The following is a 26,500-nucleotide window of genomic DNA, read 5'->3' on the forward strand; positions in this document are numbered from 1 at the left end:
GGACGATTGCACACCTGAAGATCACCATGCCCATCGGCTATAACCTGTTGCGCGTCACCATCGACCTGGAGGCCATCCGGGACAACTACCGCTTTCTGTGTTCCCGGGGCACGGCCCTGATTCCCGTGATCAAGTCCGACGCCTACGGCCACGGCCTGATTCCCGTTGCCAAGGCCTTGGAGGAGTGCGGGGCGGACTGTTTCGCCGTGGGCACGGTGGGCGAGGCGGCCCGGTTGCGCCAGGAGGCGGGGCGGGAAGTCCGGGGGACCGTGTTGGCCCTGCTGGGTCCCCAGTCTTCCGAGGATTGCCGGATCGCGGTGGAGGAAAACATCCTGCCCGTGACGGCCCGGCTGGATCAGCTGCGGGACCTTCAGGAAGCGGCGCGGCACGCGGAGCGGCCCACGCCCATTGCCCTGAAGTTCGACACGGGCATGGCCCGGCTGGGCTTTGGCCCGGACGACGCGGGCCGGGTTCTGGAAGTCCTTTCCCAATGCCCGCTGCTGCGACCCCAGTGGCTGCTCAGCCACCTGGCAACGGCGGACGACCCGGGCCAGGCCGATTTCACGCGGGAACAGGCGGCCCGGTTCCGGCGCGTCCGCGACCATTTCACCGCCGCCTGGCCGGGCCTGCGCTGCTCCCTGGTCAATTCCGCCGGACTGCTGGCCTTTCCGGACCTGACCTGGGACCGACAGCGGCCGGGCATCGCCCTGTACGGGGCCAATCCTTTCCACAGCACCGAATTGGCTCATCTGGGTCGGGATTTGCGTCCGGCCATGCGCGTCCAGGCCCCGGTGCTGGCCGTGCATCCGTTGGCCAAGGGCGCGTCCATCTCCTACGGACGAACCTATGTCGCGGACCAGGACAAGACCGTGGCCGTGGTCGCGGCCGGGTACGCGGACGCCTTTTCACGAGGGCTGTCCAACACGGGCTGGATACTGCTGCGCGGCCAACGGGCCAAGATTCTTGGCCGGGTGTGCATGCAGATGACCGCCGTGGACGTGACCCACGTTCCCGGCGTCGCGCCCGGCGACCAGGCCGTGCTGCTGGGTTCGGACGGGGAGGCCTCCATCACCCCGGAAGACCTGTCTTCCTGGTGGGGGACCATTCCCTACGAAGTTTTCTGTCTGCTGGGAATGAACCCGCGGGAATACGTTGCCTCGACCAAAACGGGTCAAGGAGAAAGCCATCATAACCGGTAAACCGTCTGCCAGGATTCTGGTCGTTGACGACGAGCCCGTGAATATCGAGCTGATCGCGGATATTTTTGACCGGGATCATGAGATTCTGTTCGCGGTGAATGGCGAGCAGGCCTTGAAGGTGGCCGCTGCGTCCATTCCGGACGTCATTTTGCTGGACGTGATGCTGCCAGGGATGGACGGTTTCGAAGTTTGCGCTCGGCTCAAGGCCGATGCTCTGACCCGGGACATCCCCGTCATCTTCATCACCGGCCTGGGCGATACCGCGGCCGAAACCAAGGGCCTGGAACTGGGGGCCATGGACTACATTGCCAAGCCCATCAATCCCCCGGTGGTCCGGATGCGCGTGGGCAACCAGATCGAACTGAAACGCGCCCGAGACCAACTGGCCCGGCTGGCCTCCACCGACGGCCTGACCGGGCTGGCCAATCGTCGGCGCTTCGACGAGACCCTGGCCCAGGAAAACGCCCGACATGTCCGCTCCAGGGAGAGGGTGACCCTGATCATGCTGGACATCGATCACTTCAAGCTGTTCAACGACACCTACGGCCATGTCCGGGGCGACGAATGCCTGCGGTCCGTGGCCGGGGTGCTCAAGGCGGCCTTGCACCGGGCCACGGACCTGGCGGCCCGCTACGGGGGGAGGAGTTCGCGTGTGCATCCTTCCGGACACGGACTCCGAAGCCGGAGCAGTGGCCGTGGCCGCGACACTGGAGGCCCGCTGACCTGTCGGAGGCGTCCAAGGCCGTGGAAATGGCCTTGCGGGCCTACCAGATAGACGGTCTGGAAGAGTTGCTGCGACCGATGGAAGCCGAGTTGAACCTCGCCCTGGACGCGGTCAAGCGTCTCTCCGAGTTGCCCGGCGATCCGGCTTCCGATTAGCCCGAAACGGCCCCAGCGACCGCATCGAAGGAGTCTTTGGAATCCTTCATGAACGAATTGTCGGCCCTGCGCGAGCACCTGCTGGCCAACCACAACCATTCAAACCAGGACTTGACGCGTTTTTTTTTGTCAACTATGTCTATCGCATTCATAGACATTGAGCCGACTCCATGAAAATCCCCACGAAAATTCGTTACGGGCTGCGCTTCCTGCTGGACGTGGCCGAGCACGGCGACCAGGGCGTGGTCACCTTGCGCGAGGCGTCGCTGCGGCAGGGCATTTCCCAGAAGTATCTCTGGCAGGTGGTGGCGCCCTTGAAGTCCGCCGGATTGATCACTTCCGAACGCGGCAAGGACGGAGGGTTCCGGCTGGCCCGCGAACCCGGCGACGTGACGATCCGGGACGTGTACACGGCCATCGAGGGAGGCTGTGCCTTGGTGGGGTGCCTGTCCCGGCCCGCGACCTGTCCGCGCCACGAACACTGCGAAGTCCGCGATGTCTGGGATGAAATCAGCCAAGGCCTGGGGAAACTGATGCAAGAGTTCACCCTGGAGCAGATTCTGGAGCGGGAAAGCAAGCGGCGAACCGCCCAGGGACCGGATTACAGCATCTGAGCCCGCCAATGAGCGGAAGGAGGCCGCGTCACCATCAACCTCACGGGAGCATCGTCATGAACGGACTGGAAACCATCGCCCTGCACGCCGGGCAGGTACCGGACCCGACCACCGGGGCACGGGCCGTACCGATTTACCAAACCACCTCCTACGTGTTCCGGGACAGCGCCCACGCGGCGAACCTGTTCGCGCTCAAGGAGTTCGGCAACATCTACACCCGGATCATGAACCCCACCACGGACGTGTTCGAGAAGCGCGTCGTGGCCATCGAGGGCGGCACCGGGGCCCTGGCCTTGGCCTCGGGCATGGCGGCCATCACCTACGCCCTGCTGACCATCACCCAAGTCGGCGACGAAATCGTGGCCGGGGACAACCTTTACGGCGGCACCTACCAGCTCTTCCACCATACCATGCCCAAGCTTGGCAGGACCGTGCGCTTCGTGGACGCCGACGACGTGGATGCGTTTCGCGCGGCGATCACCGAGAAGACCCGGGCCCTGTACATCGAGACCATCGGCAATCCCAAGCTGGACGTGCCGGATTTCGAGGCCCTGGCCCAGGTGGCCCACGACGCCGGAATCCCGCTGATCGTGGACAACACCGTGGGGGTCGGCCTGTTCCGGCCCTTTGACCACGGCGCGGACATCGTCGTGTCCTCGGCCACCAAGTACATCGGCGGCCACGGGACCTCCATCGGCGGGGTGATCGTGGATTCCGGCAAGTTCGCCTGGAACAACGGCAAGTTTCCGGAATTCACCGAGCCGGACCCCGGCTATCACGGCCTGGTCTACTGGGACGCCCTGGGCGACGTTCCGGGCATGGGCAACGTGGCCTTCATCCTCAAGGCCCGGGTCAGTTGGCTGCGGGATACCGGGGCGGCGCTGAGTCCCTTCAACGCCCACCAGTTCCTGATCGGCCTGGAAACCCTGACCCTGCGTCAGCAGCGGCACTGCCAGAACGCCCTGGAAATGGCCCGTTGGCTGGCCGCCCACCCCGCCGTGGCCTGGGTTAATTATCCCGGTCTGCCGGACAGCCCGAACCACGCCATGGCCGCCAGGTATCTCAAGAACGGCTTCGGCGGCATCCTCGGCTTCGGGATCAAGGGCGGCGCGCAGGCCGCGACGCGGTTCATCGACTCGGTCAGGCTGCTCTCGCACCTGGCCAACATCGGCGACGCCAAGACCCTGGTCATCCACCCGGCCTCCACCACCCACCAGCAACTCACCGCCGAAGAGCAGGCCGCCACCGGCGTGACCCAGGACTACATCCGACTTTCCGTGGGGCTGGAGCACATGGACGACCTGAAGGCGGACATGGATCAGGCCCTGCGTAAGGCTACCAATTGAAACATCCTCACGGAGGAACCCTCATGGCCCGCATTTATGAAGACAATTCCCTATCCATCGGCAATACGCCCCTGGTCCGGCTGCAACGGATCATCCCCAACAAGAAGGTCACGGTTCTGGCCAAGGTCGAGGGTCGCAACCCGGCTTATTCGGTCAAATGCCGTATCGGCGCATCCATGATCTGGGACGCGGAGAAGCGCGGCCTGCTGGGACCGGACACGGAAATCATCGAGCCCACCAGCGGCAACACCGGCATCGCCCTGGCCTACGTCTGCGCGGCCAAGGGCTATAAATTGACCCTGACCATGCCCGAGACCATGAGCGTGGAGCGGCGGCGGGTTCTGGCCGCGTTCGGCGCGAAGCTGATCCTGACCCCTGGGCCGGAGGGCATGAAAGGGGCCGTGGCCCGGGCCGAAGCCCTGGCCGCGGAAGATCCCAAGCGCTGGTTTCTGCCCCAACAGTTCATGAACCCGGCCAATCCGGCCATTCACGAGGTCACCACCGGGCCGGAGATCTGGAACGACACTGACGGCGAAATCGACGTCCTGGTTTCCGGCGTGGGTACCGGCGGAACCATCAGCGGGATCTCCCGGTTCATCAAGCACCAGAAGGGCAAGCAAATCCTGTCCGTGGCCGTGGAACCCAAGGAAAGCCCGGTGATCTCCCAGACCCTGGCCGGAGAGGAACTCAAGCCCGCACCGCACAAGATCCAGGGTATCGGCGCGGGGTTCATCCCCAAAACCCTGGACCTGTCCGTGGTGGACAGGGTCGAAACGGTCGAAAGCATGGAAGCCGTGGAGTTCGCCCGCCGCCTGGCCCTGGAAGAAGGCCTGCTCTGCGGCATCTCCTGCGGCGCCGCCGTCGCCGCCGCCGCCCGCCTGTCCACCCAGCCTGATTTCGAAGGCAAGACCATGGTGGTCATCCTGCCCGATGCCGGGGAGCGGTATCTGTCCACCGTGCTGTTCGAGGGCATCGGTTAGGATGGACGATGAGGATCAGTCGTTGTGCGTTATTTCAGTTTTCAGAAACAAAACCCATCAAAGACCATTGACATTTTTTTGCTTCCCGCATAAACACCGGTTTCTTCAGGGCGGGATGGGCGGATAGCTCAGCTGGGAGAGCATCGGCCTTACAAGCCGAGGGTCACAGGTTCGATCCCTGTTCCGCCCACCAAACAAATGCGGGGCCGTAGTTAAGCTGGTTATAACGCCGGCCTGTCACGTCGGAGGGCGCGGGTTCAAGTCCCGTCGGCCCCGCCAGAATTCAAAGCCCGAAAGGGCTTGCGCTAAAGGCCGGGAGTTTTCTCCCGGCCTTTTTTGTTGGCGCGCCTCCTTACCCGCTCTTTTCATTCCTCGGAACACATTTTTTCGACCTCCGCGCGGCTTTGCCCCTTGTGCCTTTGCTTGTTTTCAAGTAGCCGGGGAATCAGGAGTGCGAAGATCGGGAGCCACGCCCGATCTTCCCGGCCCGAGACTTCCTGACGTTGCCGGAGTCGGGCCGAATAAACGGCTGCTCCTGAGGTTTGAGGCTTGGCGGAGAGGACAACATTGAAAAGCGGCCCGCTGTCGGGCGACCGGTCTTGCTTGCTTGCACGCGGTCTAACGTAAACTGGAGATTCTCGCATGGACAACAAACTGTACGTCGGCAACCTTTCCTATTCGACAACCGAAGACGATCTGCACACTCTATTCTCGGATGCAGGCTCGGTACAATCAGTCGCCGTCATCAAGGACCGCGACTCTGGACGTTCCAAAGGCTTCGGCTTCGTGGAAATGAGTTCCGACGACGACGCTCAGAAGGCCATTGATCTGTTACACGGAACTGATTACCAAGGACGCCCTCTGACGGTGAACGTGGCTCGCCCTCGAGAAGATCGTCCTCGGTTTGACGGTGGCGGTGGCGGCGGCAACAAGGGCCGGCGCTCCGGTGGGGGCGGCGGCAGGCAGCGCGACTGGTAGACCCCGACCTTTCAACTTGCAATCAAAAGAAAACCGCCCAGGCCGTATCCCGGCCTGGGCGGTTTTCTTTTATGTCTCCGGTCGACTCCAGCGACATTCAGCCCAGGGGATACCCCCTGGGCGTGAGCAGCCTCGGGCCCAGGGGGCGGGTTTGGCTGTTGCCGATGAATAGGATGCTCAACATGTCCACCCGGTCCACGGGGAGCGTGGCCAGGGTCCACACCGAGACCTCCTGCCCCGGACGGAAGGCGTTGCGGACCAGCCCCACCGGGGCTTCGGGCGGCAGGATCCCGGCCGCCGTTTCCAGGGCCTTGGCCAGTTGCCAGTCCCGCCCTCTGGAACGTGGATTGTACAGGACCATCACGAAATCGGCGCGACTGGCGTGGTCGATGCGCCGCAGGATACACTCCCAGGGGGTGAGCAAATCGCTCAGGCTGATCACCGCGAAATCGTGCATCAGCGGAGCGCCCAGCAGGGCCGCGGCCGCGGCCAGGGCAGGAATGCCGGGGATGATCTCCACATCCACACGGTCCAATGCCCCGCGCTGTTCCAGGATTTCCAGGCACGGTCCGGCCATGCCGTAAATACCGGCGTCTCCGCTGCTGACCAGGGCCGTATCCACCCCAGCCAGCGCCAGGTCCACGGCCTGGTTGCAACGCTCCACCTCCCGGCGCATGCCCGAGGCCAGAACCTGCTTTCCTGCCAGAAGTTCCTTGGGGATCAGATCGATATATACGCCGTATCCCAGGATGGCCCGGGACCGCTCCAAAATGTCCCGAGCCTGGGGCGTCAGCAGTTCTGGACTCCCCGGCCCCAGACCAACCACGGCCAAACGACCTGGGGAGGGCGCCGAATCGTCGTCATGGGCGACATTGCTCATGGTCTCGCTTTATCCTTTCCGTTCGTTCTTATTCGCGTATTCCGTTCGGATCATGGCGTAACTGAATGGTGAAAAAGTCCCCATTCACAGCCCGCTCAAAAACCCCAAGTGCAAGGAGCAAAAAAAGTTCAAGGTCGAAGCGTATCTATTCATACGTGAGAGTTTGAACTTTTTGCAGCGACGCAGCAATTGGGAGTTTTTCAGCGGGCTGGCAAGGCCACGGCCAGCGTCAGTTCCACGCCCTTGGTCTTGGTCACCACCAGCGTGTCGGTGCGGGCCAGCAGCAAAGCCGCGGCCTCGCAGACGCTTTTGGTGCCGACCAGCCGGGCCGCGGTCTCGGATGGATTCGGCGTCCGGACGGCTTGCAGTTGTTCCGGGGAAAAAAACGTCACGTCCGCGCCCAGGGCCGCGGCGGCCGAATGGAGTCCCGGTTCCGCGATCCTGGCCTGAACCGTGCCCAACGCGGACAGGCTGGGCAGGGCCAAATCGTTTTTGTCGAACACCTCGCGGACGAAGGTGATGATCGACGCCTCACTCACGCCCCGGTGGCAGCCCAGCCCGGCCACGAGCCGACGCGGGTGCAAACCGAGAATTGCTGGCTCACCTGCCGATTCTCTGGCCGGTTCACCAAAATGTCGAGTCAACGGGCGCTTCCAGGAAACCCAGACCCCGGGCCGGTCGTCCCGCCACGCCTCGACGTCCGGAACCCGCTCGAACAGATCCCCGTGCCCCATTTCGCGTAGTCGCGTCCAAAGGTAGTCTTCCGTATCCAGCACCTGGACGATTTCTCCGGCCAGCAAGGCCGCGGCCAGGGGAGCGAAGCGCTCCGGACGGTCCGCGACAAGACCCAGTTCCCGGGCCAGGAGATCCAAGGCCGGCAGCCCGGCCGTGTCCGTGGCCGTGGTGATCACGGCCTGGCCCCCGGTTAACCGGGCCACTTTTCTGGCCATATCGTTGGCCCCGCCCAGGTGGCCGCCCACCAGACTGACGGCGTGGCGTCCCTCCTGATCCAGAACCACCACTCCCGGGTCCGTGGTCTTGTCTCGTAATAACGGGCCGACGCACCGGACCACGATGCCGGAGGCCGCGACGCAGACGTGATGGCGGAAGCGAAAGAAATTCTTCGGAAAGGCAGAAGAAAAATGCTGAAACGGTTGTTCATCGGAAGGGGCGGCGTATTTTTCGGGAAGGAACAGCGTCGCGCCCAACTCGGCGGCGATCCGCCGGGCCAGGTCGCTGCCGCGGGAAGTCAGGGCCCAGACCGCGATGTCGCGCAACTGCACAACGGCCTGGGCCCCAACGGAAAAGGAACGGCTAGAAGTGGACGGTCCGGCAGGCATCCAGGGTTTGCTCGAAGTCCTCTTCGGTGTGCGCGAAGGAGGTGAAGGCGCACTCGTAGCCCGAGGGGGCCAGGGCCACCCCGGCGTCGCGCATCTGGCGGAAAAAGGACGCGTAAATCGTTGCGTCGGCCTTGGAGGCCGAGGCGAAATCCGTGACCGGCTCCGGGGCGAAGTACAAGGTGAACATTGAGGCCATGCAGTTGAGCTGCACAATCACGCCGCGTTCTTCCAGGACGCTTTTCAGTTCACTGGCCAGGGCCTTGGTCCGGATGGTCAGGTCCATGTAGTCGGCCTTGACCAGTTCCTTGAGGGTCGCCACCCCGGCGGCCATGGCCACCGGATTTCCGGAGAGGGTTCCGGCTTGGTAGACATCACCGCAAGGCGCGATGCGGGACATGATCTCCCGCCGTCCGCCGTACGCGCCCACCGGAAACCCACCGCCGATGATCTTGCCCAGGCAGGTCAGATCCGGGATCACGCCGAAGACGTTCTGAGCCCCTCCGTAGGCCAGACGAAAGCCGGTGATCACCTCGTCGAAAATCAGCAACGCGCCGTGCCGATCGGTCAGCACGCGCAGAGTGGGTAAAAATCCGGGCTGGGGCAGAACCATGCCCATGTTCCCGGCCACGGGCTCGACGATCACCGCGGCGATCTCGTCTCCATGGTCCCGGAACAACGCTTCCACGGCGTCCAGGTCATTGTACGGGGCCAGCAGGGTATCCGCGACCACGGCCTCGGGAACGCCCGGCGTGCCGGGGATGGACAGGGTGGCCACCCCGGAACCGGCGCTGGCCAGAAAGGCGTCGCTGTGACCGTGATAGCAGCCCACGAACTTGACCACCTTGTTGCGCCCGGTGAACCCGCGAGCCAGGCGCAGGGCGCTCATGGTCGCCTCGGTTCCGGAATTGACCATCCGGACCATGTCCACGCCGGGCAAGGCGGCCGTGAGCAGTTCGGCCAGTTCCACCTCCGCCTGGCAGGGCGCGCCGAAGCTGGCACCTTGGTCCACGGCCTTATGCACGGCCTCCACCACGGCGGGATGGGAATGCCCGAGAAGCATCGGGCCCCAGGACATGACGTAGTCGATGAGTTCGCGGCCCTCCACGGTCCACATCTTCGAGCCTTGGGCCTTGGCGATGAACAGAGGATCGCTCTGCACGCTCAGACAGGCCCGCACCGGACTGTTCACCCCGCCAGGAATCAATTCCTGGGCCTTGGCGAACAAGGTTTTCGAATCAGACATGGTTCTCCTCGCGATGCGCTATAGGTTCGTAATTAAATTGTCATCCGGTGTAGCAATCCCCCGTGGTTACCCTTTTCGAGGCGTTTCCCCAAGTAGGGGCAGGCACGGGGGCCTGCCCCTACTAGAAATAAGCCATAGACGTCTTTTTCAGTTCCTTGCGACTGAAAAGAATGTCGTATTGGGGCACTAAGGCGATCCGGGCCAACTGTTCCACCACGTCCAGACACTCCTCGCGACTGCGGGCGTGGACCATGGTGTAGAGGTTGTAAGGCCAGGCGTAACAGTTCACGCGCTGGTAACAGTGGGTGATTTCCGGACGTTGGGCCATGATCGCGCCGACCTCGTCCAGGTCTCGATCCTGTTCCACGAACCAGGCGACCATGGCGTTGGCCCCGTATCCGGCCTGCTGATGACGTAGGGTCGCGCCGAAGCGACGAACCACGCCCTGGTCTTTCAGGCGACGCAACAGATCTAAAACGGTCTCCTCGGCCAGGCCTGTCCGTTCGGCGATTTCCAGGTAAGGCCGTTCCGTATCCGGAATGTCGGCCTGAAGAAGACGCAAGGCCGCTTGTTCGGCCTCGGTATGCTCGTGAGAATTCGTTGACGTGCTCATTCGATTCCGCTCCATTGCCGGTCGGCTGATATTTCGCCCGACCACGCCCGAAAGCGTTTTGCCGGGGATGTTTTCCGGAGGCCCAAAAAACCGGGACGTTTTTTTGCCCTTTTAGATGTTTCCGGCCTTGATCGCAACACCGAAAAGCTTGGTCATGCAGTGATTCTCACCACTCTGGACGTTTCCCACAAAACACCTGAAATCGTCATAAAAAAAGCCCTCCAGGCAAGGAGGGCTTTTTCGACCGATTCAATGACTCCGCAAGAATGGATTTAATCCTGCCCAGACTTCATTCCTTTCTTGGTCCAAAGCTGCATTTCCTGCATTTTCTTGCGCCGAGCCTTGGAAAGAGCTTTTGCGATCAACGGCGTACCCTTCTTATAGCCGTATTTGTCGCGATATTCCTCGGTGGTCAGGCCATGAGAAGCAAGGTGCTTTTTCGTCAGAACCTTGAAGACCTTGCCGCATTCCAGACAGGTGACGGATTTTTCCTTGATCGCCTTTTTAGGGTCGATATTCAACTCAGGGGCGGCTTCCGCTCCCGCGTCCCCGGCAGTTCCACCTTCCGTAACGGCTCGCAGACTAGCCGCGATTTTGGTGACCATGGACATCATTTCTTCTTCAGTCATGGGCCGGATTCCGGCTTGAGCCTTTACGATTTCCAACGCTTGTTTGATGAATTCATCCATTGTGAATCTCCTTTCAAAAAATATGAATGACGAACGAACAGATGTACACATAGCAAAAACTCCGTTCAAGTCAAGTATCAAAGATACATAGTGCATCCAAATATCCCTCAAAAAGCATCCTTGCCAGCTTCAAGTACGACTGCATGCATCCCAGGCCGCTTGTTTTTTACATCCGGTCCTCCGGCCCGCTTCCTCCTCTGATCCAAAAGCGTTGCGCGGGACATACGTTCGCTTCAATCGACCCGATACGACTCGTATTCGAACGAGAACGGAACGTATCGCATTGGCGACATCAGACGATACACACGTCCTAGCGCCGGGACTCGCTTCAGCGTCAAGGGCGTTGGGTGATCACCCAAAAACGGCCAGAACCGCGACGGAAGGCGATGAGAGCATTTTCTCCTCGCGATATCCCCGCGATGCTTGCCAGCGAACAAGACTCCGGGGTACAGCCGACAAGAGCGCGTGACGGGAGCGCGTGGTTATTTGAACAGCGCAATTGGAGGAGGCAAGCATGTACGTGGTTACGGGGGGCGCGGGGTTCATCGGCAGCGCCTTGGTTTGGAAACTGAATCAACAAGGCGTCACGGACGTGCTGATCGTGGACGATCTGGGCCGGGGTGAGAAATGGAAGAATCTGGTCAACCTCCGCTATGCCGACTACCTGCATAAAGCCGCGTTTCTCCAGCTCCTGGAACAAGGCAAGCTCGGGCCGGAGGTCAAGGCGATCCTGCACATGGGCGCCTGTTCGTCCACCACGGAGACGGACGTCGAATACCTGATGGAGAACAATTACCGGTACACCCAAATACTGGCCCGGATTTGCCTACAGCACGACATCCGCTTCATCTATGCCAGCAGCGCCGCGACCTACGGGGATGGCTCCCGAGGCTTCGACGACGCCCCCGCCGTCATGGACGGACTGAAGCCCCTGAACATGTACGGCTATTCCAAGCAGCTTTTTGATCTCTGGGCGCTGCGCACCGGTGTTGCCGACCGGATGGTCGGCCTGAAGTTCTTCAATGTTTTCGGACCCAACGAGTACCACAAAGCCGACATGATGAGCGTGGTCTGCAAGGCCTTTCGCCAGATCGGAGAGACCGGACGGCTGCGTCTGTTCAGATCCCACCGCCCGGATTACGCCGACGGCGAGCAGCGCCGGGATTTCGTCTACATCAAGGACTGCGTCGACGTGGTCTGGTGGCTGCTGGAAAACCGAGCCGTGAACGGAATCTTCAACCTGGGACGCGGAGAGGCCAAGTCCTGGAACGAGTTGGCCCGGGCGGTCTTCGCGGCCATGGATCGGCCCGTGGACATCGAATACATCGACATGCCGGAGGCCATCCGGGAAAAATATCAATACTACACCAAGGCCGGGATGGAGCGGCTGCGCTCCCTGGGCTGTCCCGCCGCCTTCAGCTCCCTGGAGGACGGAGTGGCCGACTATGTGCGTAACTACCTGATGGCCGAGGATCCGTATCTGGCTTGAGCACCGCGGTCCGACTCCGCCGCTCTATTTCAATTCATCATCTCAACTCATTTCGAGGGCCGCCATGACCACGACGCAATCGGACGACGGCTTCACCACCCAAGCCCCTCCCCGGACCGTACCCGAAACCCTGGACCGCGGAGTCGCGTTGTTCGGCGACCGCCCGCTCCTCGGCCTGGTGGAGGGAGACCCCGTCACCTATGCCGAGTTCCGAACCAAGGCCAGGGAACATGCTGAAACCCTGACCCACCTGGGAGTGGGTCACGGAGACAGAGTGGCCATTTTCAGTGAAAACCGGCCGGAATGGCCCATGGTCTATTTCGCCGCCAGCTCCCTGGGAGCCGTGCTGGTCCCGATTCTCCCGGACTTTCACCCGTCCTCGGTCCTGCATATTCTCCGGCACAGTGGGGCCAAGGTGTTGATGGCTTCGGAACGCTGCCTGGCGAAGCTGGAAGATCTGAACCAGCAGCACTTGACCGTGATCGTTCTGGACGACTTCCGGATTTTGCCCCCGGAATCCTGGGCCGGTCGGGTCAAGGACGTGATCCGCTCCAGCCTCAAGGACCGGGAGCGTCTGCAATCCCTGGCCCGGCATGTGACCGGCCACGGCACTCCGGCGACACCCAAGGAGGACGACCTGGCCTCCATCGTCTACACCTCCGGGACCACGGGGCGGGCCAAAGGGGTGATGCTCACCCACCGCAACGTGGTTTCCGACGCCTGGATGACACGTGAGCTGGTGGACCTGGGGCCGCGGGACCGGATGCTTTCCATCCTGCCCCTGGCCCACACCATGGAGTTCACCCTGGGGCTGCTGCTGCCCATGCTGCACGGGACCCAGGTCCGGTACCTCGGCGGGGTCCCCTCGCCGCAAATGCTGATGGACGCCATGGCCAAGATCCGCCCCACGTTCATGCTCAGCGTCCCGCTGGTGATTGAGAAGATCTTCAAGCGCCGCATTCAGCCCAAACTGACCGGCAGCGCCGTGGGCCGGACCCTGTATCGCTTCAACCTGAGCCGAGGCCTGCTGCACAAGCTCGCCGGGAAAAAGATGTACCAGTCATTTGGCGGCAGCTTGCGCGGCTACTGTATCGGGGGAGCGCCCCTGTCCGTGGAAGCGGAAACCTTTTTACGCGAAGCCGGTTTTCCCTATGCCATGGGCTACGGACTGACCGAGGCATCGCCCCTGGTGGCCGGGACCGGCGCGGCGAGCGTCCGTCGGCGTTCCTCTGGTCGCGCTCTGCACGGCGTTGAGATCCGCATCGCCGTGCAGCAGGAGAGCGATTCGCCGCCCCGAGGACGAACCGACGGCGAGGTTGTCGGGGAAATCCAGGTCCGCGGTCCCAATGTCATGCAAGGTTATTACCAGGAGCCGGAGTTGACCGCCGAAGTCTTCACCGAGGACGGCTGGCTGCGCACCGGGGACCTGGGCACGCTGGACAAGGACGGCTATCTGTTCATCCGCGGTCGCTTGAAGAACCTGATTCTCGGTCCCAGCGGAGAGAACATCTACCCGGAGGAGATCGAGAACGTCCTGAACGAACAGGATTACGTCCTGGAATCCCTGGCCTTCGACCTGAACGGCAAGGTCGCGGCTCGGGTCTTCCTGGACTACGACCGGCTGGACGAAGAGGTTTCCTGGCGGAAGATGAGCGAATTCGAGGCCCGCAAGTACGTCACCGACCTGCTGGAAACCATCCGGACCCGCACCAACGCCGGCCTGGCCTCCTTTGCCCGGGTCAGCAAGATGATCGAGCAGACCGAGGCCTTTGAGAAAACCCCGACCCACAAAATCAAGCGCTATCTCTACACCAGCGCCTCGCCGCCGTTTTGACGCACCGCCATGCACGAACGACCGGACACCGAACTCGCGGCCCTGATCCGTTCCCTTCTGGAAAAGGGCATGGACCTGGACGGCGCGGCCCTGACCACCATTTCCCAGGTTCTGGGAGGCGCTGAGGCGGAGGAACTCGCCGCCCGCTTGACCGACCCGGACGACGCCGAGGCTTGGTCCATGCGCGACCTAGTCTTGTTTCCGGACCAACCCCTGGCCTTGGCCGTGGAAAGCTGGTTGCTGGAACGGGAACAGCGCGACGACAAGGCGGCCATGCCGGACAAGGACGCCGGGGCCGCTCTGCTGACCCAGGCCATGCTGCGCGTTCGCCTTCCGGACCGGACAGAATTATGGCTGACCCTGGACCAGGACGAAGCCCGCCTGCTGGCGAGCCGCCTGCACCTGGGCAAACGCCTGCCCGAATCGGTTCGTGATCTTCTCACCGCTCCCGTTGCCGCGAATCGAGAACTCGCGGCGGCCCTGAGCCTGGCCTGCAAACAGTCCCGACTGCCCTGGACCCCGAGCCAGGAGACCTTTATCCTGACCTTGCTGCGCGCCTGCCTCCCCGGTCCGGATCAAGAGCCGGGCGCTGAGCCGGCCCAAAGCGAACCTTCGCCGAAAACGCCGCCGCGCCGCGCCCTGGACATGGTCCGGTGGACCCTGTCCTTTCTCGAACATTCCGGGGAGGACGTTCCCGCGGCCCTGGCCAGACGGCGCGAGACGTTGTTGCGCCACCTGGACCAGGCCGGGGAAATGGAACGGGTTCGGCAAGCGCACAACTTCGAAACGCGGCGGATGCTGGGCATCCCGGAACAACACTTCGACCCGGAGGCCATCCGGGACGAACTGGAGCTGATCGAACTCGCCACCCGGGCCGCGGGCGCCTACGCCCCGACCCACCAGGTCATGCGCCGCAACCTGGGCGACGTCCAAACCGTGGAGCAGGCGACGGACTTGTTCGAATAACACGTCGGCCCCGGAGCTCTTCGCACATCACTTCGCACGGAGGAACCGTTCATGTCCCAAGAAACCCCGCAACGCAATCTGGCCCTGGATCTGGCCCGGGTGACCGAGGCCGCGGCCCTGGCCTCTTCCCGCTGGCTGGGCAAGGGCGACAAGGAACGCGGCGACCATGCCGCTGTGGAGGCCATGCGCCTGAGCTTCAGCGCCATCGACATCAACGGCGTGGTGGTCATCGGCGAGGGAGAAAAAGATGAAGCCCCGATGCTCTACAATGGGGAGAAGCTCGGCACGGGCCGCGGACCGGAAGTGGACGTGGCCGTGGATCCGGTGGAGGGGACGAGCCTGCTGGCCTATGGTCGGCCCAATGCCATCGCCGTGGTCGCCCTGGCCCCGCGTGGAACGCTCTATGATCCCGGCCCGGCTTTCTACATGAAGAAGATGGCCGTGCCCCACGAGGCCAAGTATCAGGTGGACATCAAGGCCCCGGTGGCCGAAAACCTGCGCCGGGTGGCCAAGGCCCTGGGCAAGGCCGTGGACGACCTGTCGGTCTTTATCCTGGACAAGCCCCGGCACGCGGAGCTGATCAAGGAAATCCGAGAAGCCGGGGCCCGCATCCAGCTGCATACGGACGGCGACGTGGCCGGGGCCCTGATGGCCACGACCCCGGGCGGCGAGGTGGACATGATGATCGGTACCGGCGGGACGCCGGAAGGCGTGCTGGCCGCGGTGGCCATCCGGATTATGGGCGGGGAGATGCAGTGCATGCTGGATCCGCAGTCCGAGGACGAGCGCCGGGCCCTGGAGGAGGCCGGGCACAGCCTCAGCCGCGTCCTGACCGTGGACGACTTGGTCCGCAGCGACGACGTCTTTTTCGCGGCCACCGGCATTTCCGGGGGAACATTTCTGAAAGGCGTCGAGTTCACCGGCAAGGGCGCGGTGACCCACTCCATGGTCATGCGCGGCAGGACCGGAACCTTCCGCCGGATCGAGGCCCAGCACTCCTTCGCCAAGCTGATGCGCATCAGCTCCATCGAATACAACAAAGCCGGGTCGCAATAAGGAAGACGGGAGGGTACTTTACGGAAGGTTCTCTCCAGCAACCGCCATGAACGTGCATCTGGTCATCCAACTGGCCCGCTTCGGAGACGTCATCCAGACCAAGCGGCTGATTCGCGGCCTGCTGGCCGATCCCGGCAACCAGGTCCACCTGGCCGTGGACGCCGGGCTGGTCGAGCTGTCCGAGATGATCTATCCGGACGTGGTGGTCCACGGCCTGCCGGTCCATGATCCGCGTTCGGAACCCGCGACCCTGATTCGCGCCTGCGCCGAAATCTTCTCCGCCTGGAAGGCCGCGGACGTCGCCCGGGTCTACAACCTGAACCATTCCGGGTTCAACCACGTCCTGGCCGGATTGTTCGCACCGGAGCAGGTCGTTGGCTACCAGTGGAACCAGGGACAAGCGCTTCGGGGGTCGTGGCCGGAAACGGTCTTTCGGCTCAGTGCCCACCGGTCGGCCAATCCTCTGAACCTGATGGACTACTGGGGCTTTTTCCTGGGACAGACCCAGGGTTTGGCCCAGGGGTTGACCCAGGGCGTGGTCCTGGACCCGGCCCTGGTCAATCCCCCGGCCACGCCCAAGGGCGGAGGGCTGGGCGTGGTTCTGGCCGGACGCCATGCCCGGCGGACCCTGCCGGTTCCCATTCTGGCCCGGGTGATCCAGGCCGCGGCGGCCCGGATTGAAGGCAAGATCCTTCTTCTGGGAACGGCCGCGGAACGCGAAGCGGCCAGGGCGCTGCGCCCCTTGCTCCCGGCCGCGATCCAGGGCAGGCTGAAGGATCTGACCGGACGCACCGGCTGGACCGGCCTGCGCGACGTGGTTCAAGGGCTGGATCTGCTGCTCACCCCGGACACCGGGACCATGCACCTGGCCGCGCACCTGGGCGCCCCGGTCACGGCCTTTTTCCTCTCCTCGGCCTGGGCCTTTGAGACCGGCCCCTACGGCGAAGGCCATCAGGTCTGGCAGTCCGTGGAGCCCTGCGCCCCCTGCCTGGAAGCCGCGCCCTGTCCCCGCTCCGCGGTCTGCGCCCAGGCCTTCGCGGACAAAGCCGTCCTGGCCCGGCTGGCCCGTTCGGCTCATTCGGTACAGTCGGCCCAATCGGCTGGACCGGAGCGGAGCAACCATCCCGACCCGCCGGAATCTCTCTGCCTGCTGCGCACCGGACTGGACGACTTCGGTCTGGAGTTCCATCCCCTGGCCGGGGAACTGCCGGACCAGGAAGCCCGAGCGGCCCGCCGCGAACTGCTGCGCTCTCACCGGCTGCGGATCGGCCCGCGCCGGATCCGCCTGGAGCAGACCGCGGCCGAGGCACTGTACCATGAACCCGACTGGATGATCGACACGCCATGACCTCAACGCCCCTACGGATACTCACGGTCCTGCCTCTGTACGGTGGGTCCCTGCCCATTGGCCGTTACTGCGTCCGGGCCCTGCGCGCCCTGGGTCATACGGTGGAATGCTTCGAGGCCCCGGAATTTCACGGCGCGTTCCGGGCCCTCAAGGAACAGCGAATTGCCGCGGACCGGCTGGTGGCCCTGGAAAACGGCTTCCTCCAACTCGTGGCCCAGACCGTACTGGCCAAAGTGGAACATTTCGAGCCGGACCTGGTCCTGGCCCTGGCCCAGGCTCCGTTAAGCCGCCAGGCCCTGCAACGTCTGCGCCGGGACAAGGTGCCCACGGCCATGTGGTTCGTGGAGGACTACCAGGTTTTCCCCTACTGGAAAGCCTTTGCCCGGCTCTACGACGCCTTTGCGGTGATCCAGAAGGAGCCGTTTTTCGGGCTGCTGGAAGAGCTGGATCAGCGCAACGCCCTCTACCTGCCCCTGGCCGCGGACCCGGACTTTCACCGCCCCCTGGATATCCCCCGGGAACTGTCCGCCGTGGACCAGCGCCGCTATGGATCGGACCTCTCCTTTCTCGGCGCCGGATACCCCAACCGGCTGGTCGCGTTTCGCCAATTCCTGTCCCTGGACTTCAAAATCTGGGGCAACGACTGGCCCACACACGGCCCCCTGACCCCGCTGCTGCAACGCCCCGGGGAACGGATCACCCCGGAGGAGGCGGTCAAGATCTTCAACGCCGCCAAGATCAACCTGAACCTGCACTCCAGCGTCAAAGCCGAGCCCCTGGTCACGGGCGGCGACTTCGTCAACCCCCGAACCTTCGAGCTGGCCTCCTGCCAGGCCTTTCAACTGGTGGACCGCCGCGGCCTGCTGGCCGAGCTGTTCACGGACCGGGAGCTGGCCGTATTCGAGGACATGGAGGGTTTGCGCGACGCCATCCGCCATTACATGGCCCACCCCGAAGAGCGCCTGGCCATGAGCCGCCTGGCCCGGGAGCGGGTGCTGCGCGAACACACCTACCAGCACCGCATGACGACCCTGCTGGAGTTTCTCCAACAACGCCTCGGCCTGGGCGCAATCCGGACCAAAGGCGAACCCGGCGTTTCCGCCCCGCTCCCGGACGACTCCCCCCTGGCCGTCCTTTCTCCGGACCTGCGCGCCCAGGTGGATGCCCTGCTCCACGACCTGGACCTGCGTCCCACGGTCCGCTTCGAAGACCTGATCTGGACCATCCGCCAACGCCAAGGCACCCTCAGCGAGCTGGAAACCGCCCTGCTGTTTCTGGACGAATGGCGCAAGCAGTATGGTGGGGGGCGTTAGCAATAACAGGTACAGCCCCAACCTGTTGGTGGTCACGCAAAACTACATCTGAGAGATGACTGAGGGATGAAATGGATATGAAAAAAATCGAACGCGCCCAAGGATGCCTGCTGGGCCAACTGGCCGGCGACGCGCTGGGAAGCCTGGTGGAGTTTCAATCCCCGGAACAAATCCGGCGGGTCTATCCCGACGGGGTGCGCGACATGGCCGACGGCGGCGCGCACGATACCATCGCGGGTCAACCCACGGATGATTCCGAAATGGCCCTGGCCCTGGCCAGGGCGCTCGTTTTCCGCGGGAGCTACGACGCCGGAGCCGCAAAGCGGGCCTATCTCGACTGGCTGCGCTCCGAGCCCTTCTCCTGCGGCGCGACCATCACCGCCGGACTGACCAGTGAACCGAACCTGGACAGCCAGGCCAACGGGGCTCTGATGCGCATCAGCCCCCTGGGCATTTTCGGTTCGCGATTCGAGTTGAGCCAGGTGGCCCGGTGGGCCGTCCAAGACGCTGAATTGACCCATCCCCACCCGATTTGTCTCCAAGTCAACGCCCTCTTCACCCTGGCCGTTGCCCAGGCCGTTGCGACCGGAGCCGAGCCCAAGGAGCTTGTCGTCGACATGCTCGAATGGGCCCAGGACATGGACGCCGACCCGCTCCTGTTCCGCGTGATCAAGGCCTGCATCAACGAACCGCCCAGAGATTATCTCCAGCACCAGGGCTGGGTGCTCATCGCCTTTGGCAACGCCGTCTGGCAGCTGCTCAACGCCCCGACCCTGGAAGACGGGATCATGGACACGATCATGCGCGGCGGGGACACGGACACCAACGCCGCCATCTGCGGCGCGTTGCTGGGCGCGGTCCACGGCCTCGGCGCCGTGCCGGAAAGATGGGTCAAAACCGTCCTCGCCTGTCGCCCCCAAACCGGCCTTTCCGGAGTGCGCCGGCCTCGCCCGGAAATCTACTGGCCCGTGGACGCCCTGAAACTGGCCGAACGGTTGCTCTCAACGCCATGAAATGTGCTTTGATCCGAGGTGCGCAATCAGGGCGGAATCGTTTTCGCCGCCTTCATGCGCAATATTCTTCCATGTCGGACATGGCCCATGTTCTCCTGATATCAAAGTCTTAGTGGAGAAAGGGAGCGCTATCGCGCCCGTTTTCAGCAACATGACACCATCTGCCGGGGGAGCACGATGCTGAAAAAAATTGTCCAGCCGTTGGACCTGAGCGAATCCCTCGCGGATGTAAAAATTCGCTCGTCGTTCATCGACCGGTTCGGCGGCCAGGAGATCGTCCTGATCCATGTCATGAACCCCGGGCTCGGCGACAAGGGCATGGTGCGGGCGCGATTGGCGCATCTTGTCGACGAGTTGAACCAGGTGGGCATCCAGGCCAAGTCCGTGGTCACGCAAGGTCATGTGGCCTCCCAGATCACCCGGGCCGCCATGGAGTCGGCCGCGGACGTGATCTATCTGCCCGCCAGCCGCAAGAACTTCCTGGTATCGTCATTTTTGGGGAGCACGACCGAAGACGTCATCCGCCTCTCCGATATCCCGGTCTTCATCCACAAGCAGCGGCCAGAGCTGGTCCGTACCGAGAAGGTTCGCAACCTCGTCTTTGCCACGGACTTTGGCAAGGCGGCGAGCCGGGTCTGGCTGTATGTGCGCATGCTGGGCCGCTTCGTTTCCAAGCTGACCATCCTCCACGTGGGAGAACGGGCCTCCGACCCGGACACGGAACAACTGCGCAGGGAAAACGCCGAGACGTTGCTCCAGGAGCTGCGCGCGAAATTCACGGACGACTTCCAGGAGGTCGCCCTGATCTCCCGGATCGGCTCGCCCGCCAAACACATCATCGACGTCGTCGAGCAGATCCAGGCCGACCTGGTCGTCCTGGGACGGCTCAATGAACCGTTTCCTTCCAAACTGCTCGGTTCCACCTGCTCTCGGGTCACATCCGGGGTATCCAGCTCGGTTTTGCTGATTCCTTGACTGTATTGACAAAGCCCGCCAACCATCCCAACAGATGGGAGTATCGCATGTTCCAAGACAAGGTCTTTCTGACCTCGTTGGTCATTGTCGTCGTGTTCGTCCTCGCCGGAGTGATCGATCCGGAATTGCTGGACCGCGCCTCCGCCGTCCTTCACGGTGCGATCATCGCTCATTTCGGCTGGGCCTACATGCTCTCCGGCTTTTTCTTCCTGGTGTTCTGCCTGGTCCTGGCTTTGAGCAGATACGGCGAGATCAAACTGGGGCGGGATCATGAAAAGCCCGAGTACACCTACTTCGGCTGGTTCAGCATGCTGTTCGCCGCTGGAATGGGCATCGGCCTGATTTTCTGGGGCGTGGCCGAACCCCTCAGCCACTACATGGACCCGCCGGAATTCATCCAGCCGGAAACCGGACAGGCGGCGACGTTCGCCATGCGCTACAGCTTTTTCCATTGGGGGCTGCACCCCTGGGCGATCTATATCGTGATGAGCCTGGGCATCGCCTATTTTTCCTTCCGCCGCGGCATGCCGCCCCTGATCAGCTCCTGCTTCTACCCCATGCTCGGCAACCGCATCTACGGCCCCATCGGCAATTTCATCGACATCATGGCTGTTTTCGCCACCATTTTCGGAATCGCCACCTCCCTGGGGCTCGGCGCGATCCAGATCAACAGCGGCCTGGAGCACCTCTACGGCCTGCCTTCCTCCACCGGTTTCACGCTGCTGATCATCCTGGTGACGACGCTTCTCTTCATGATTTCCGCCGCGGTGGGGCTGGACAAGGGCATTCAGACCCTGAGCAAGACGAATATCCTCCTGGCCTTTGCCCTGCTCCTATTCATGCTGGTCGCCGGGCCGACCTCGTACATACTCAACGTGTTTACCGACACCATCGGCGGATACATGGGCAACATGCTGGAAATGAGCCTGGCGGTGAATCCGTTCCTGGGACAGGAATGGTACAAGAACTGGACCCTGTTCTACTGGGCTTGGTGGATCGCCTGGTCGCCCTTCGTGGGCATCTTCGTGGCCAGGATTTCCCGTGGCCGGACCATCCGGGAGTTCATCAGCGGAGCCCTGCTTGTGCCGACCTTGCTGACCTTTGTCTGGTTCAGCGTGTTCGGGGGCGCCTCTTTATTCCTGGAACTGGAACAAGGAACGAACATCGGCCTGGCGGTCCAAAGCGACGTGTCCACGGGCCTCTTTCTGGTCTTCGACCACTTTCCCGGTGCGCTGATCCTGTCCAACGCCGCCTTGGTGCTGCTGATCGTCTTTTTCGTGACTTCGGCGGACTCGGCCACCTTTGTCCTGGGCATCATGACCAGTAAAGGATCGCCCAACCCCTCCCTGGCCAAGAAAATCACATGGGGAATCACGCAATCCTCCGTTGCCGCCATCCTGCTCGTTTCCGGAGGCCTGACCGCCCTGCAGCGCATGGCCATCACCGCGGCATTGCCGTTCAATTTCATTCTGCTGTTCATGTGCTACAACATCTGGAAAGCCCTGGCGTCCGAAGCACCGGAGAGCCGGTTGCGGCGATGAGTTGCGGCAATTCCGGATATGGTTTCCGCGTAGTGCGGGGGAGCCTGCAAAAGTCCCCCACGCATATCCAGGAAAGGCAATTATCACTGCAGCGAAACTTTCACCGAAACTCGAAAAAACGCCGAGGGCAAGATGCCCTCGCCCATGGTTTTCCGTGCTTTTCCGCGTGTTCCGTGGGCCATTCTCAAGGCGTATTGCTGATCAAAGCAGAAGTTTCGCTGTAGTGTTATCGAATACTCACAAAGTGAGGTCTCGCAGTCTGTTTCTGAAAAAATAATGTACGCCGGCGAGAAAGGATATGCTGATCAAAACTGTGAAAAGCAGTTTTAGGGAAAACCCAAGAGTCACCACGCCAAGTGCCGTCCCGGCTGCTGGTGGATGCTCCGTGTCGGTTGCGACCATGATGAAAATGGACAACCCAACGGCAAAGGCATACCAAAATTCAGAGACAATCATGCTCGGGCTGAAATACGGCATAATCAACTCGGCAACGAAAATACCGCAGAGCAGGCCCACAAGGTGCCCGCAAATCAGATTTCTTGGTCGGGCGGTGAGATAGGTGGGGATCGTGAACACGATAAAGGTTGAAGCCGCGAGAGACGCGATGATGATGGGCTTCCTGTGAATGCTGACCAGCAATAGAATGGCGAATATGGTGGCTGATGCAGCTATACACTGAAAAAGGTAGCTTTTCCAATACAACTTCATCGCCTCCAACCTGCCCCTGGAAATAATCACCACGCGCGTCCCTCCTTTTTCAACAAAACACCCCGGTTGCCGGCTGATATATGCTGTCCGGTAGATGACAGGAATATGAAAAATTCCAAGGGGCTTGACAATCGATTAACTTTCGTAAACAGTCCAGCCCCGGAGCCACCCCATGAAATTCGACGACTTCTTCAAACGCGCATCCCAGGTCACCGAGATCGGCAGTCAGAAAGACCTGGCCAATCTCCTGGGCATCGAACCCCCGGCCATCACCCTGGCCAAGACACGGGGCGTTCCCAAGAACTGGGCGCTGACCATTTCCAACATGTTCGGGGTAAGCCTGGAATGGCTGAAAACAGGTACAGGTCCGGTTTATCAATCCAGCAAGGCCAGGACCATCTTCATTCCCAAGGTTTCCGCCAGAGTCTGTGCCGGTTCCGGCTCGCTGGACGTGCGGGACAACATCATTGGCGAGATGCCCTTTGGTCGTTCCTGGCTCAGCCAGCTAGGCCGGCCGGAAAGCATGGTGGTCATGGACGTGGTCGGCGACAGCATGTCTCCGGAACTGGAACCCGGCGACAGTATTTTGCTTGACCAGAGTCAGACCGAGATCCAGAGCAACAAACTCTACGTCATCGGCCTGGCGGACGTGCTCCAGGTCAAGAGGGTCCAGGCCCGCTCCGGCCTGGTCACGCTCTACAGCGCCAATCAGCGCTATGAACCGGTCACCCTCCAGGGCGATGAGATCGAGACCCTGCGAATCATTGGCCGGGTGTTGTGGAGCAGTCGGAACTACGCCTGATATTTTTTTGCCCCGCTGATTTACTTTTGTAAACACAAGGAGAACCCCATGCAGCAACGCTATTGCGAATGCGGCCATCCGGTGATGGTGGCGTATGTGATCACGAAGAAGGGCGTCCGGCATCTGTATCAACCCAGGGCCAGAATGACCAAGCTGATGCATTGCCCCAACTGCGGCAGACAGATCGACATCAACGATCTCAAGTAGTTGATGGGCAAAGGTGGTTTTTTCCATGAACCCCGGAGTCAATCCGTTTGCCTGCCTTCATGCGGCGCAACAGTTTGCGCCCTGAGTGGAATCTACGCCGGGAAGAGAACCGGCAGCAGCCAGACGCAGACCAACATGGAGATGATGGTCAGGGGGACGCCCAGTTTCATGTAGTCCACGAAACGGTATCCGCCGGGACTCATCACCAGCAGATGGGCTGGGTGGGACAACGGACTGGCATAACTGGACGAAGCGGACATGGCCACGGTCATCATCAGGAGTTGGGGGGAAATGGCCATTGTCTCGGCGGTGGTCAAGGCCACCGGGGCCATCAGGACCACCAGGGCCGCCGTGGGGATGACCTGGGTGCCGAGCACCGTGACCAGAAACAGGGCCGCGACCACCCAGCGGGGGCCGAGGTCTCCGACCACGGAGATCAGGGCTTGGGCTCCCACTTGAGCCGCGCCGGTGTTCTCCACGGCCACGCCCAGGGGCAGCATGCAGGCGATCAGGAAGACGACTTTCCACTCGATGGCCCGGTAGGCCTCGTCCATACTGATGCATTTAAGGAGAACCATCAGGGTCGAGCCCACCAGCGCGGCGATGGCAATGGGCAACAGCCCGAAAACGGCGCTGAGCACCACGCAAAGCATGATCAACACGGCGACGGGAGCCTTTTCCATACGCGGAGCCTGGGCCGCGGCCTGATCGAGCACGAGAAAGTCCGGATTGCGGGCAATGGCCTCCAGGCTGCGCCGGGGGCCGTGGACCAGCAGGGCGTCTCCGAATTGAAGAGGCAAATCCTGCAACCCGGTCCGATGGGCCCGACCCTTGCGCCAGACGGCCAGGACGCTGACCCCGTATTGATCCCGAAACATCAAATCGGCCAGGGTCTTTCCGGCCAAGGAGGTCCGGGGGGAAAGCAGGACTTCGGTCACGGCCACCTGTTGGGATTCCAGCTCGGCCAGCAACTCCGGATCCTGCTCGGCGATGGTCAGTTCCTGCAACCCCTTCAGCAGTTCCAGATCTCGTTCCGTGCCCTGCAGCACGAGCAGGTCTCCGGAGCGGACGATTTCACTGGCCGCGGGCATGCAGACCATGGCGTCGTCCCGCAGGATGCTGACCACGGTCAGGCCGAAAGCGTTGCCCAGTCGGCTGTCCATCAGGTCGCGTCCGGCCAGTACGGAGCCCTCCGGCACCCGCACGGCCAGAAAGTGGACGTCGCCGCCCGGAAGTGCGCCCGATTTTTCTTTGGAAGCTGCTCTCAAATTTTGCAATGGGCCGGTCTGAATCGAAATCGGGTCCGTGACGATCCCGCTTTGAACCAGCTTCTTCAGAGGCTCCCGCTCCCCTTGGAGCAAGAGGCGGTCTCCCGGAGTGAATCGGTGATACTGCGGATGCTTGAGGGTTCGGCCCTCGGCCGTGCGGACGCGCAGCACCTGGACCAGATGCTCCCGGCGCAGGCCGCTTTGGGCCAGGGTCGTTCCGACCAGAGGGGACTGCTCGCCGACATGGGCCTCGACAATGGCCGTGCGCTCGCAAAACAGGGCGTCCAAGCGGCCAAGCGGCTCCACTCGCAGATGTTGGTCGCCGTGGAATCGTTGAAGCTGTTCCGGTTGACCATGGACGATGACGGTGTCTCCGGCCTCAAGCACGTCCGTGGCCCTGGGGGCCAGCATTAGCAAGCCCTTGCGTCGCAGGGCCACCACGGTCAAAAACAGGGCCGAGCCGATCCGGCTTTCGGCCAAGGTGCGCCCATCCAGGGGGGAGTCGGCCGGGATGGTGATGGCGAAGACATGGGAGTCCATCTCATAGGAAGCCCCGGAAGACCGTTCCCGTTGTCCCGCCGCGGATGGTCCGGGTTTGTGGGTCGGCAGCATCCGGCGGCCGATAAGCACCACGAAGGTGATCCCGGCCGCGACGATGACCGCGGTGATGGGCGTAAAGTCCAGCAGGGCGAAGGGTGCGTAACCGGCGTTGCGCAGGGCGTCCGTTGCCAGAATGTTGGGCGGGGTGGATATCCCGGTGAACGGCCCGCCCAGCAGACAGCCCAGGGCCAGAGGCATCAACAGCCTTGACGGAGGACGACCGCTGCGCCGGGCCAGTTCCATGGTTGCGGGCAACAAAATCGCGGCCACGGTGACCGTGTTGATCAGGGCGGAAAGCAAGCTCGCGGCCACCATCAGGGCGATGATCAAAACGGCCTCGCTGCCTTTGGCAAAGCGTTGCAACGGTTGGCCAAGCTGGTGGGCCACGCCGGTGCGGGTCAGTCCGGCGGACAGGATGAACATGGCCCAAACCGTGACCACTGCCGGGCTGCTAAAACCGGCCAGAGCGTCTTGCGGAGAGACGAGGCCGGTCAGGGCCAGGGCGGACAGCACCAGCAACCCCACCAGATCCACCCGCAGCCACCCGGCGATGAACACCACCAGGGCCGCCGCGATGATCGTCGTTAAGAGAAAAAGATCCATGGCGTATCGTGATCCA

General features: G+C 62.5%; 25 protein-coding genes and 2 tRNA genes. 20 read left to right on the plus strand and 7 right to left on the minus strand.

The genetic code is table 11. From position 1 onward, the window contains the following. Positions 1-26: 26 nt before the first annotated feature. From alr to C6366_RS13730, 9 genes are all read left to right on the plus strand, one after another. Entirely contained in the window at positions 27-1,199 is a 1,173-nt protein-coding gene (gene alr, locus C6366_RS13695; RefSeq protein WP_107738832.1) for an alanine racemase, read from the plus strand. After that, positions 1,153-1,974: a diguanylate cyclase gene (locus tag C6366_RS13700; RefSeq protein WP_255412101.1), complete on the plus strand. Its 822-nt coding sequence runs from the start codon at positions 1,153-1,155 to the stop codon at positions 1,972-1,974. Before alr ends, C6366_RS13700 begins: the two co-directional genes overlap by 47 nt. Next, positions 1,944-2,078 carry a hypothetical protein gene (locus tag C6366_RS20510; protein ID WP_255412102.1) on the plus strand — a complete coding sequence of 45 codons (135 nt, stop codon included), beginning with the start codon at positions 1,944-1,946 and terminating at the stop codon, positions 2,076-2,078. Before C6366_RS13700 ends, C6366_RS20510 begins: the two co-directional genes overlap by 31 nt. 170 nt (positions 2,079-2,248) lie before the next feature. Further along, the gene (locus C6366_RS13705; RefSeq protein WP_107738834.1) at positions 2,249-2,692 is read left to right on the plus strand and encodes an Rrf2 family transcriptional regulator; all 444 of its coding nucleotides are present in this window, start codon (positions 2,249-2,251) and stop codon (positions 2,690-2,692) included. A 56-nt stretch (positions 2,693-2,748) separates the two neighbouring features. After that, a complete protein-coding gene (locus tag C6366_RS13710; protein ID WP_107738836.1) occupies positions 2,749-4,038 on the plus strand; it encodes an O-acetylhomoserine aminocarboxypropyltransferase/cysteine synthase family protein in 1,290 nt (429 codons plus the stop codon). 23 nt (positions 4,039-4,061) lie between these two features. After that, positions 4,062-5,018 carry a cysteine synthase A gene (gene cysK / locus C6366_RS13715; protein ID WP_107738837.1) on the plus strand — a complete coding sequence of 319 codons (957 nt, stop codon included), beginning with the start codon at positions 4,062-4,064 and terminating at the stop codon, positions 5,016-5,018. Between the two features lie 117 nt (positions 5,019-5,135). Next, positions 5,136-5,211 (plus strand) — tRNA-Val (locus C6366_RS13720). A 9-nt stretch (positions 5,212-5,220) separates the two neighbouring features. Continuing rightward, a tRNA-Asp gene (locus tag C6366_RS13725) sits at positions 5,221-5,297 on the plus strand. A gap of 363 nt (positions 5,298-5,660) precedes the next feature. Next, positions 5,661-5,996 (plus strand): RNA-binding protein, encoded by a 336-nt coding sequence (locus C6366_RS13730; protein ID WP_107738839.1) that lies wholly within the window; start codon positions 5,661-5,663, stop codon positions 5,994-5,996. Positions 5,997-6,093: 97 nt separating this feature from the next. On the opposite strand, the gene cobJ is transcribed toward C6366_RS13730, so the two are convergent. The 5 genes from cobJ to C6366_RS13755 form a co-directional block, all read right to left on the minus strand. Next, on the minus strand, positions 6,094-6,876 hold the full coding sequence (cobJ, locus tag C6366_RS13735) for a precorrin-3B C(17)-methyltransferase (RefSeq protein WP_107738841.1): 783 nt from the start codon (positions 6,874-6,876) through the stop codon (positions 6,094-6,096). A 200-nt stretch (positions 6,877-7,076) separates the two neighbouring features. Further along, entirely contained in the window at positions 7,077-8,216 is a 1,140-nt protein-coding gene (locus C6366_RS13740) for a cobalt-precorrin 5A hydrolase (RefSeq protein WP_107738843.1), read from the minus strand. Next, a complete protein-coding gene (gene hemL / locus C6366_RS13745; protein ID WP_107738845.1) occupies positions 8,191-9,459 on the minus strand; it encodes a glutamate-1-semialdehyde 2,1-aminomutase in 1,269 nt (422 codons plus the stop codon). The genes C6366_RS13740 and hemL overlap by 26 nt, the downstream gene beginning before the upstream one ends. A gap of 121 nt (positions 9,460-9,580) precedes the next feature. Beyond that, positions 9,581-10,072, minus strand: a complete 492-nt coding sequence (locus tag C6366_RS13750) for a winged helix-turn-helix transcriptional regulator (protein WP_107738847.1) — start codon at positions 10,070-10,072, stop codon at positions 9,581-9,583. Between the two features lie 272 nt (positions 10,073-10,344). Continuing rightward, entirely contained in the window at positions 10,345-10,761 is a 417-nt protein-coding gene (locus tag C6366_RS13755; RefSeq protein ID WP_107738849.1) for a MucR family transcriptional regulator, read from the minus strand. 514 nt (positions 10,762-11,275) lie between these two features. Here C6366_RS13755 and rfaD point away from each other — a divergent pair. The 9 genes from rfaD (at position 11,276) to C6366_RS13800 (ending at position 22,296) form a co-directional block, all read left to right on the plus strand. Then, on the plus strand, positions 11,276-12,250 hold the full coding sequence (gene rfaD, locus C6366_RS13760) for an ADP-glyceromanno-heptose 6-epimerase (RefSeq protein WP_107738851.1): 975 nt from the start codon (positions 11,276-11,278) through the stop codon (positions 12,248-12,250). 64 nt (positions 12,251-12,314) lie between these two features. Continuing rightward, on the plus strand, positions 12,315-14,084 hold the full coding sequence (locus C6366_RS13765; protein ID WP_107738853.1) for an AMP-binding protein: 1,770 nt from the start codon (positions 12,315-12,317) through the stop codon (positions 14,082-14,084). Positions 14,085-14,093: 9 nt separating this feature from the next. Next, a complete protein-coding gene (locus C6366_RS13770) occupies positions 14,094-15,050 on the plus strand; it encodes a hypothetical protein (protein ID WP_107738855.1) in 957 nt (318 codons plus the stop codon). Between the two features lie 51 nt (positions 15,051-15,101). Further along, positions 15,102-16,106, plus strand: coding sequence for a class II fructose-bisphosphatase (gene glpX / locus C6366_RS13775; protein ID WP_107738857.1), 1,005 nt, complete (start codon positions 15,102-15,104; stop codon positions 16,104-16,106). A 46-nt stretch (positions 16,107-16,152) separates the two neighbouring features. Beyond that, on the plus strand, positions 16,153-17,454 hold the full coding sequence (locus C6366_RS13780) for a glycosyltransferase family 9 protein (protein WP_107738859.1): 1,302 nt from the start codon (positions 16,153-16,155) through the stop codon (positions 17,452-17,454). Then, on the plus strand, positions 17,451-18,767 hold the full coding sequence (locus C6366_RS13785; RefSeq protein ID WP_107738861.1) for a glycosyltransferase: 1,317 nt from the start codon (positions 17,451-17,453) through the stop codon (positions 18,765-18,767). The genes C6366_RS13780 and C6366_RS13785 overlap by 4 nt, the downstream gene beginning before the upstream one ends. A 77-nt stretch (positions 18,768-18,844) precedes the next feature. Further along, positions 18,845-19,780: an ADP-ribosylglycohydrolase family protein gene (locus C6366_RS13790; protein ID WP_107738896.1), complete on the plus strand. Its 936-nt coding sequence runs from the start codon at positions 18,845-18,847 to the stop codon at positions 19,778-19,780. A 177-nt stretch (positions 19,781-19,957) separates the two neighbouring features. Next, positions 19,958-20,755 (plus strand): universal stress protein, encoded by a 798-nt coding sequence (locus C6366_RS13795; RefSeq protein WP_031387129.1) that lies wholly within the window; start codon positions 19,958-19,960, stop codon positions 20,753-20,755. A gap of 47 nt (positions 20,756-20,802) precedes the next feature. After that, positions 20,803-22,296: a BCCT family transporter gene (locus C6366_RS13800; RefSeq protein WP_107738864.1), complete on the plus strand. Its 1,494-nt coding sequence runs from the start codon at positions 20,803-20,805 to the stop codon at positions 22,294-22,296. Between the two features lie 237 nt (positions 22,297-22,533). Here the strand turns inward: C6366_RS13800 and C6366_RS13805 are convergent, their stop codons facing one another. Further along, positions 22,534-23,037: an HPP family protein gene (locus tag C6366_RS13805; RefSeq protein ID WP_233248500.1), complete on the minus strand. Its 504-nt coding sequence runs from the start codon at positions 23,035-23,037 to the stop codon at positions 22,534-22,536. 139 nt (positions 23,038-23,176) lie between these two features. On the opposite strand from C6366_RS13805, the gene C6366_RS13810 reads away from it, so the two are divergent. Beyond that, positions 23,177-23,806 (plus strand): S24 family peptidase, encoded by a 630-nt coding sequence (locus tag C6366_RS13810; RefSeq protein ID WP_107738867.1) that lies wholly within the window; start codon positions 23,177-23,179, stop codon positions 23,804-23,806. A 48-nt stretch (positions 23,807-23,854) separates the two neighbouring features. After that, complete coding sequence (locus C6366_RS20100) at positions 23,855-24,013, plus strand: hypothetical protein (protein ID WP_199221516.1); 159 nt, start codon at positions 23,855-23,857, stop codon at positions 24,011-24,013. A gap of 92 nt (positions 24,014-24,105) precedes the next feature. On the opposite strand, the gene C6366_RS13815 is transcribed toward C6366_RS20100, so the two are convergent. Continuing rightward, on the minus strand, positions 24,106-26,484 hold the full coding sequence (locus C6366_RS13815; RefSeq protein WP_107738869.1) for an SLC13 family permease: 2,379 nt from the start codon (positions 26,482-26,484) through the stop codon (positions 24,106-24,108). Positions 26,485-26,500 lie beyond the last annotated feature (16 nt).

The organism is Desulfonatronum sp. SC1 (genome assembly GCF_003046795.1).
GTDB lineage: Bacteria > Desulfobacterota > Desulfovibrionia > Desulfovibrionales > Desulfonatronaceae > Desulfonatronum.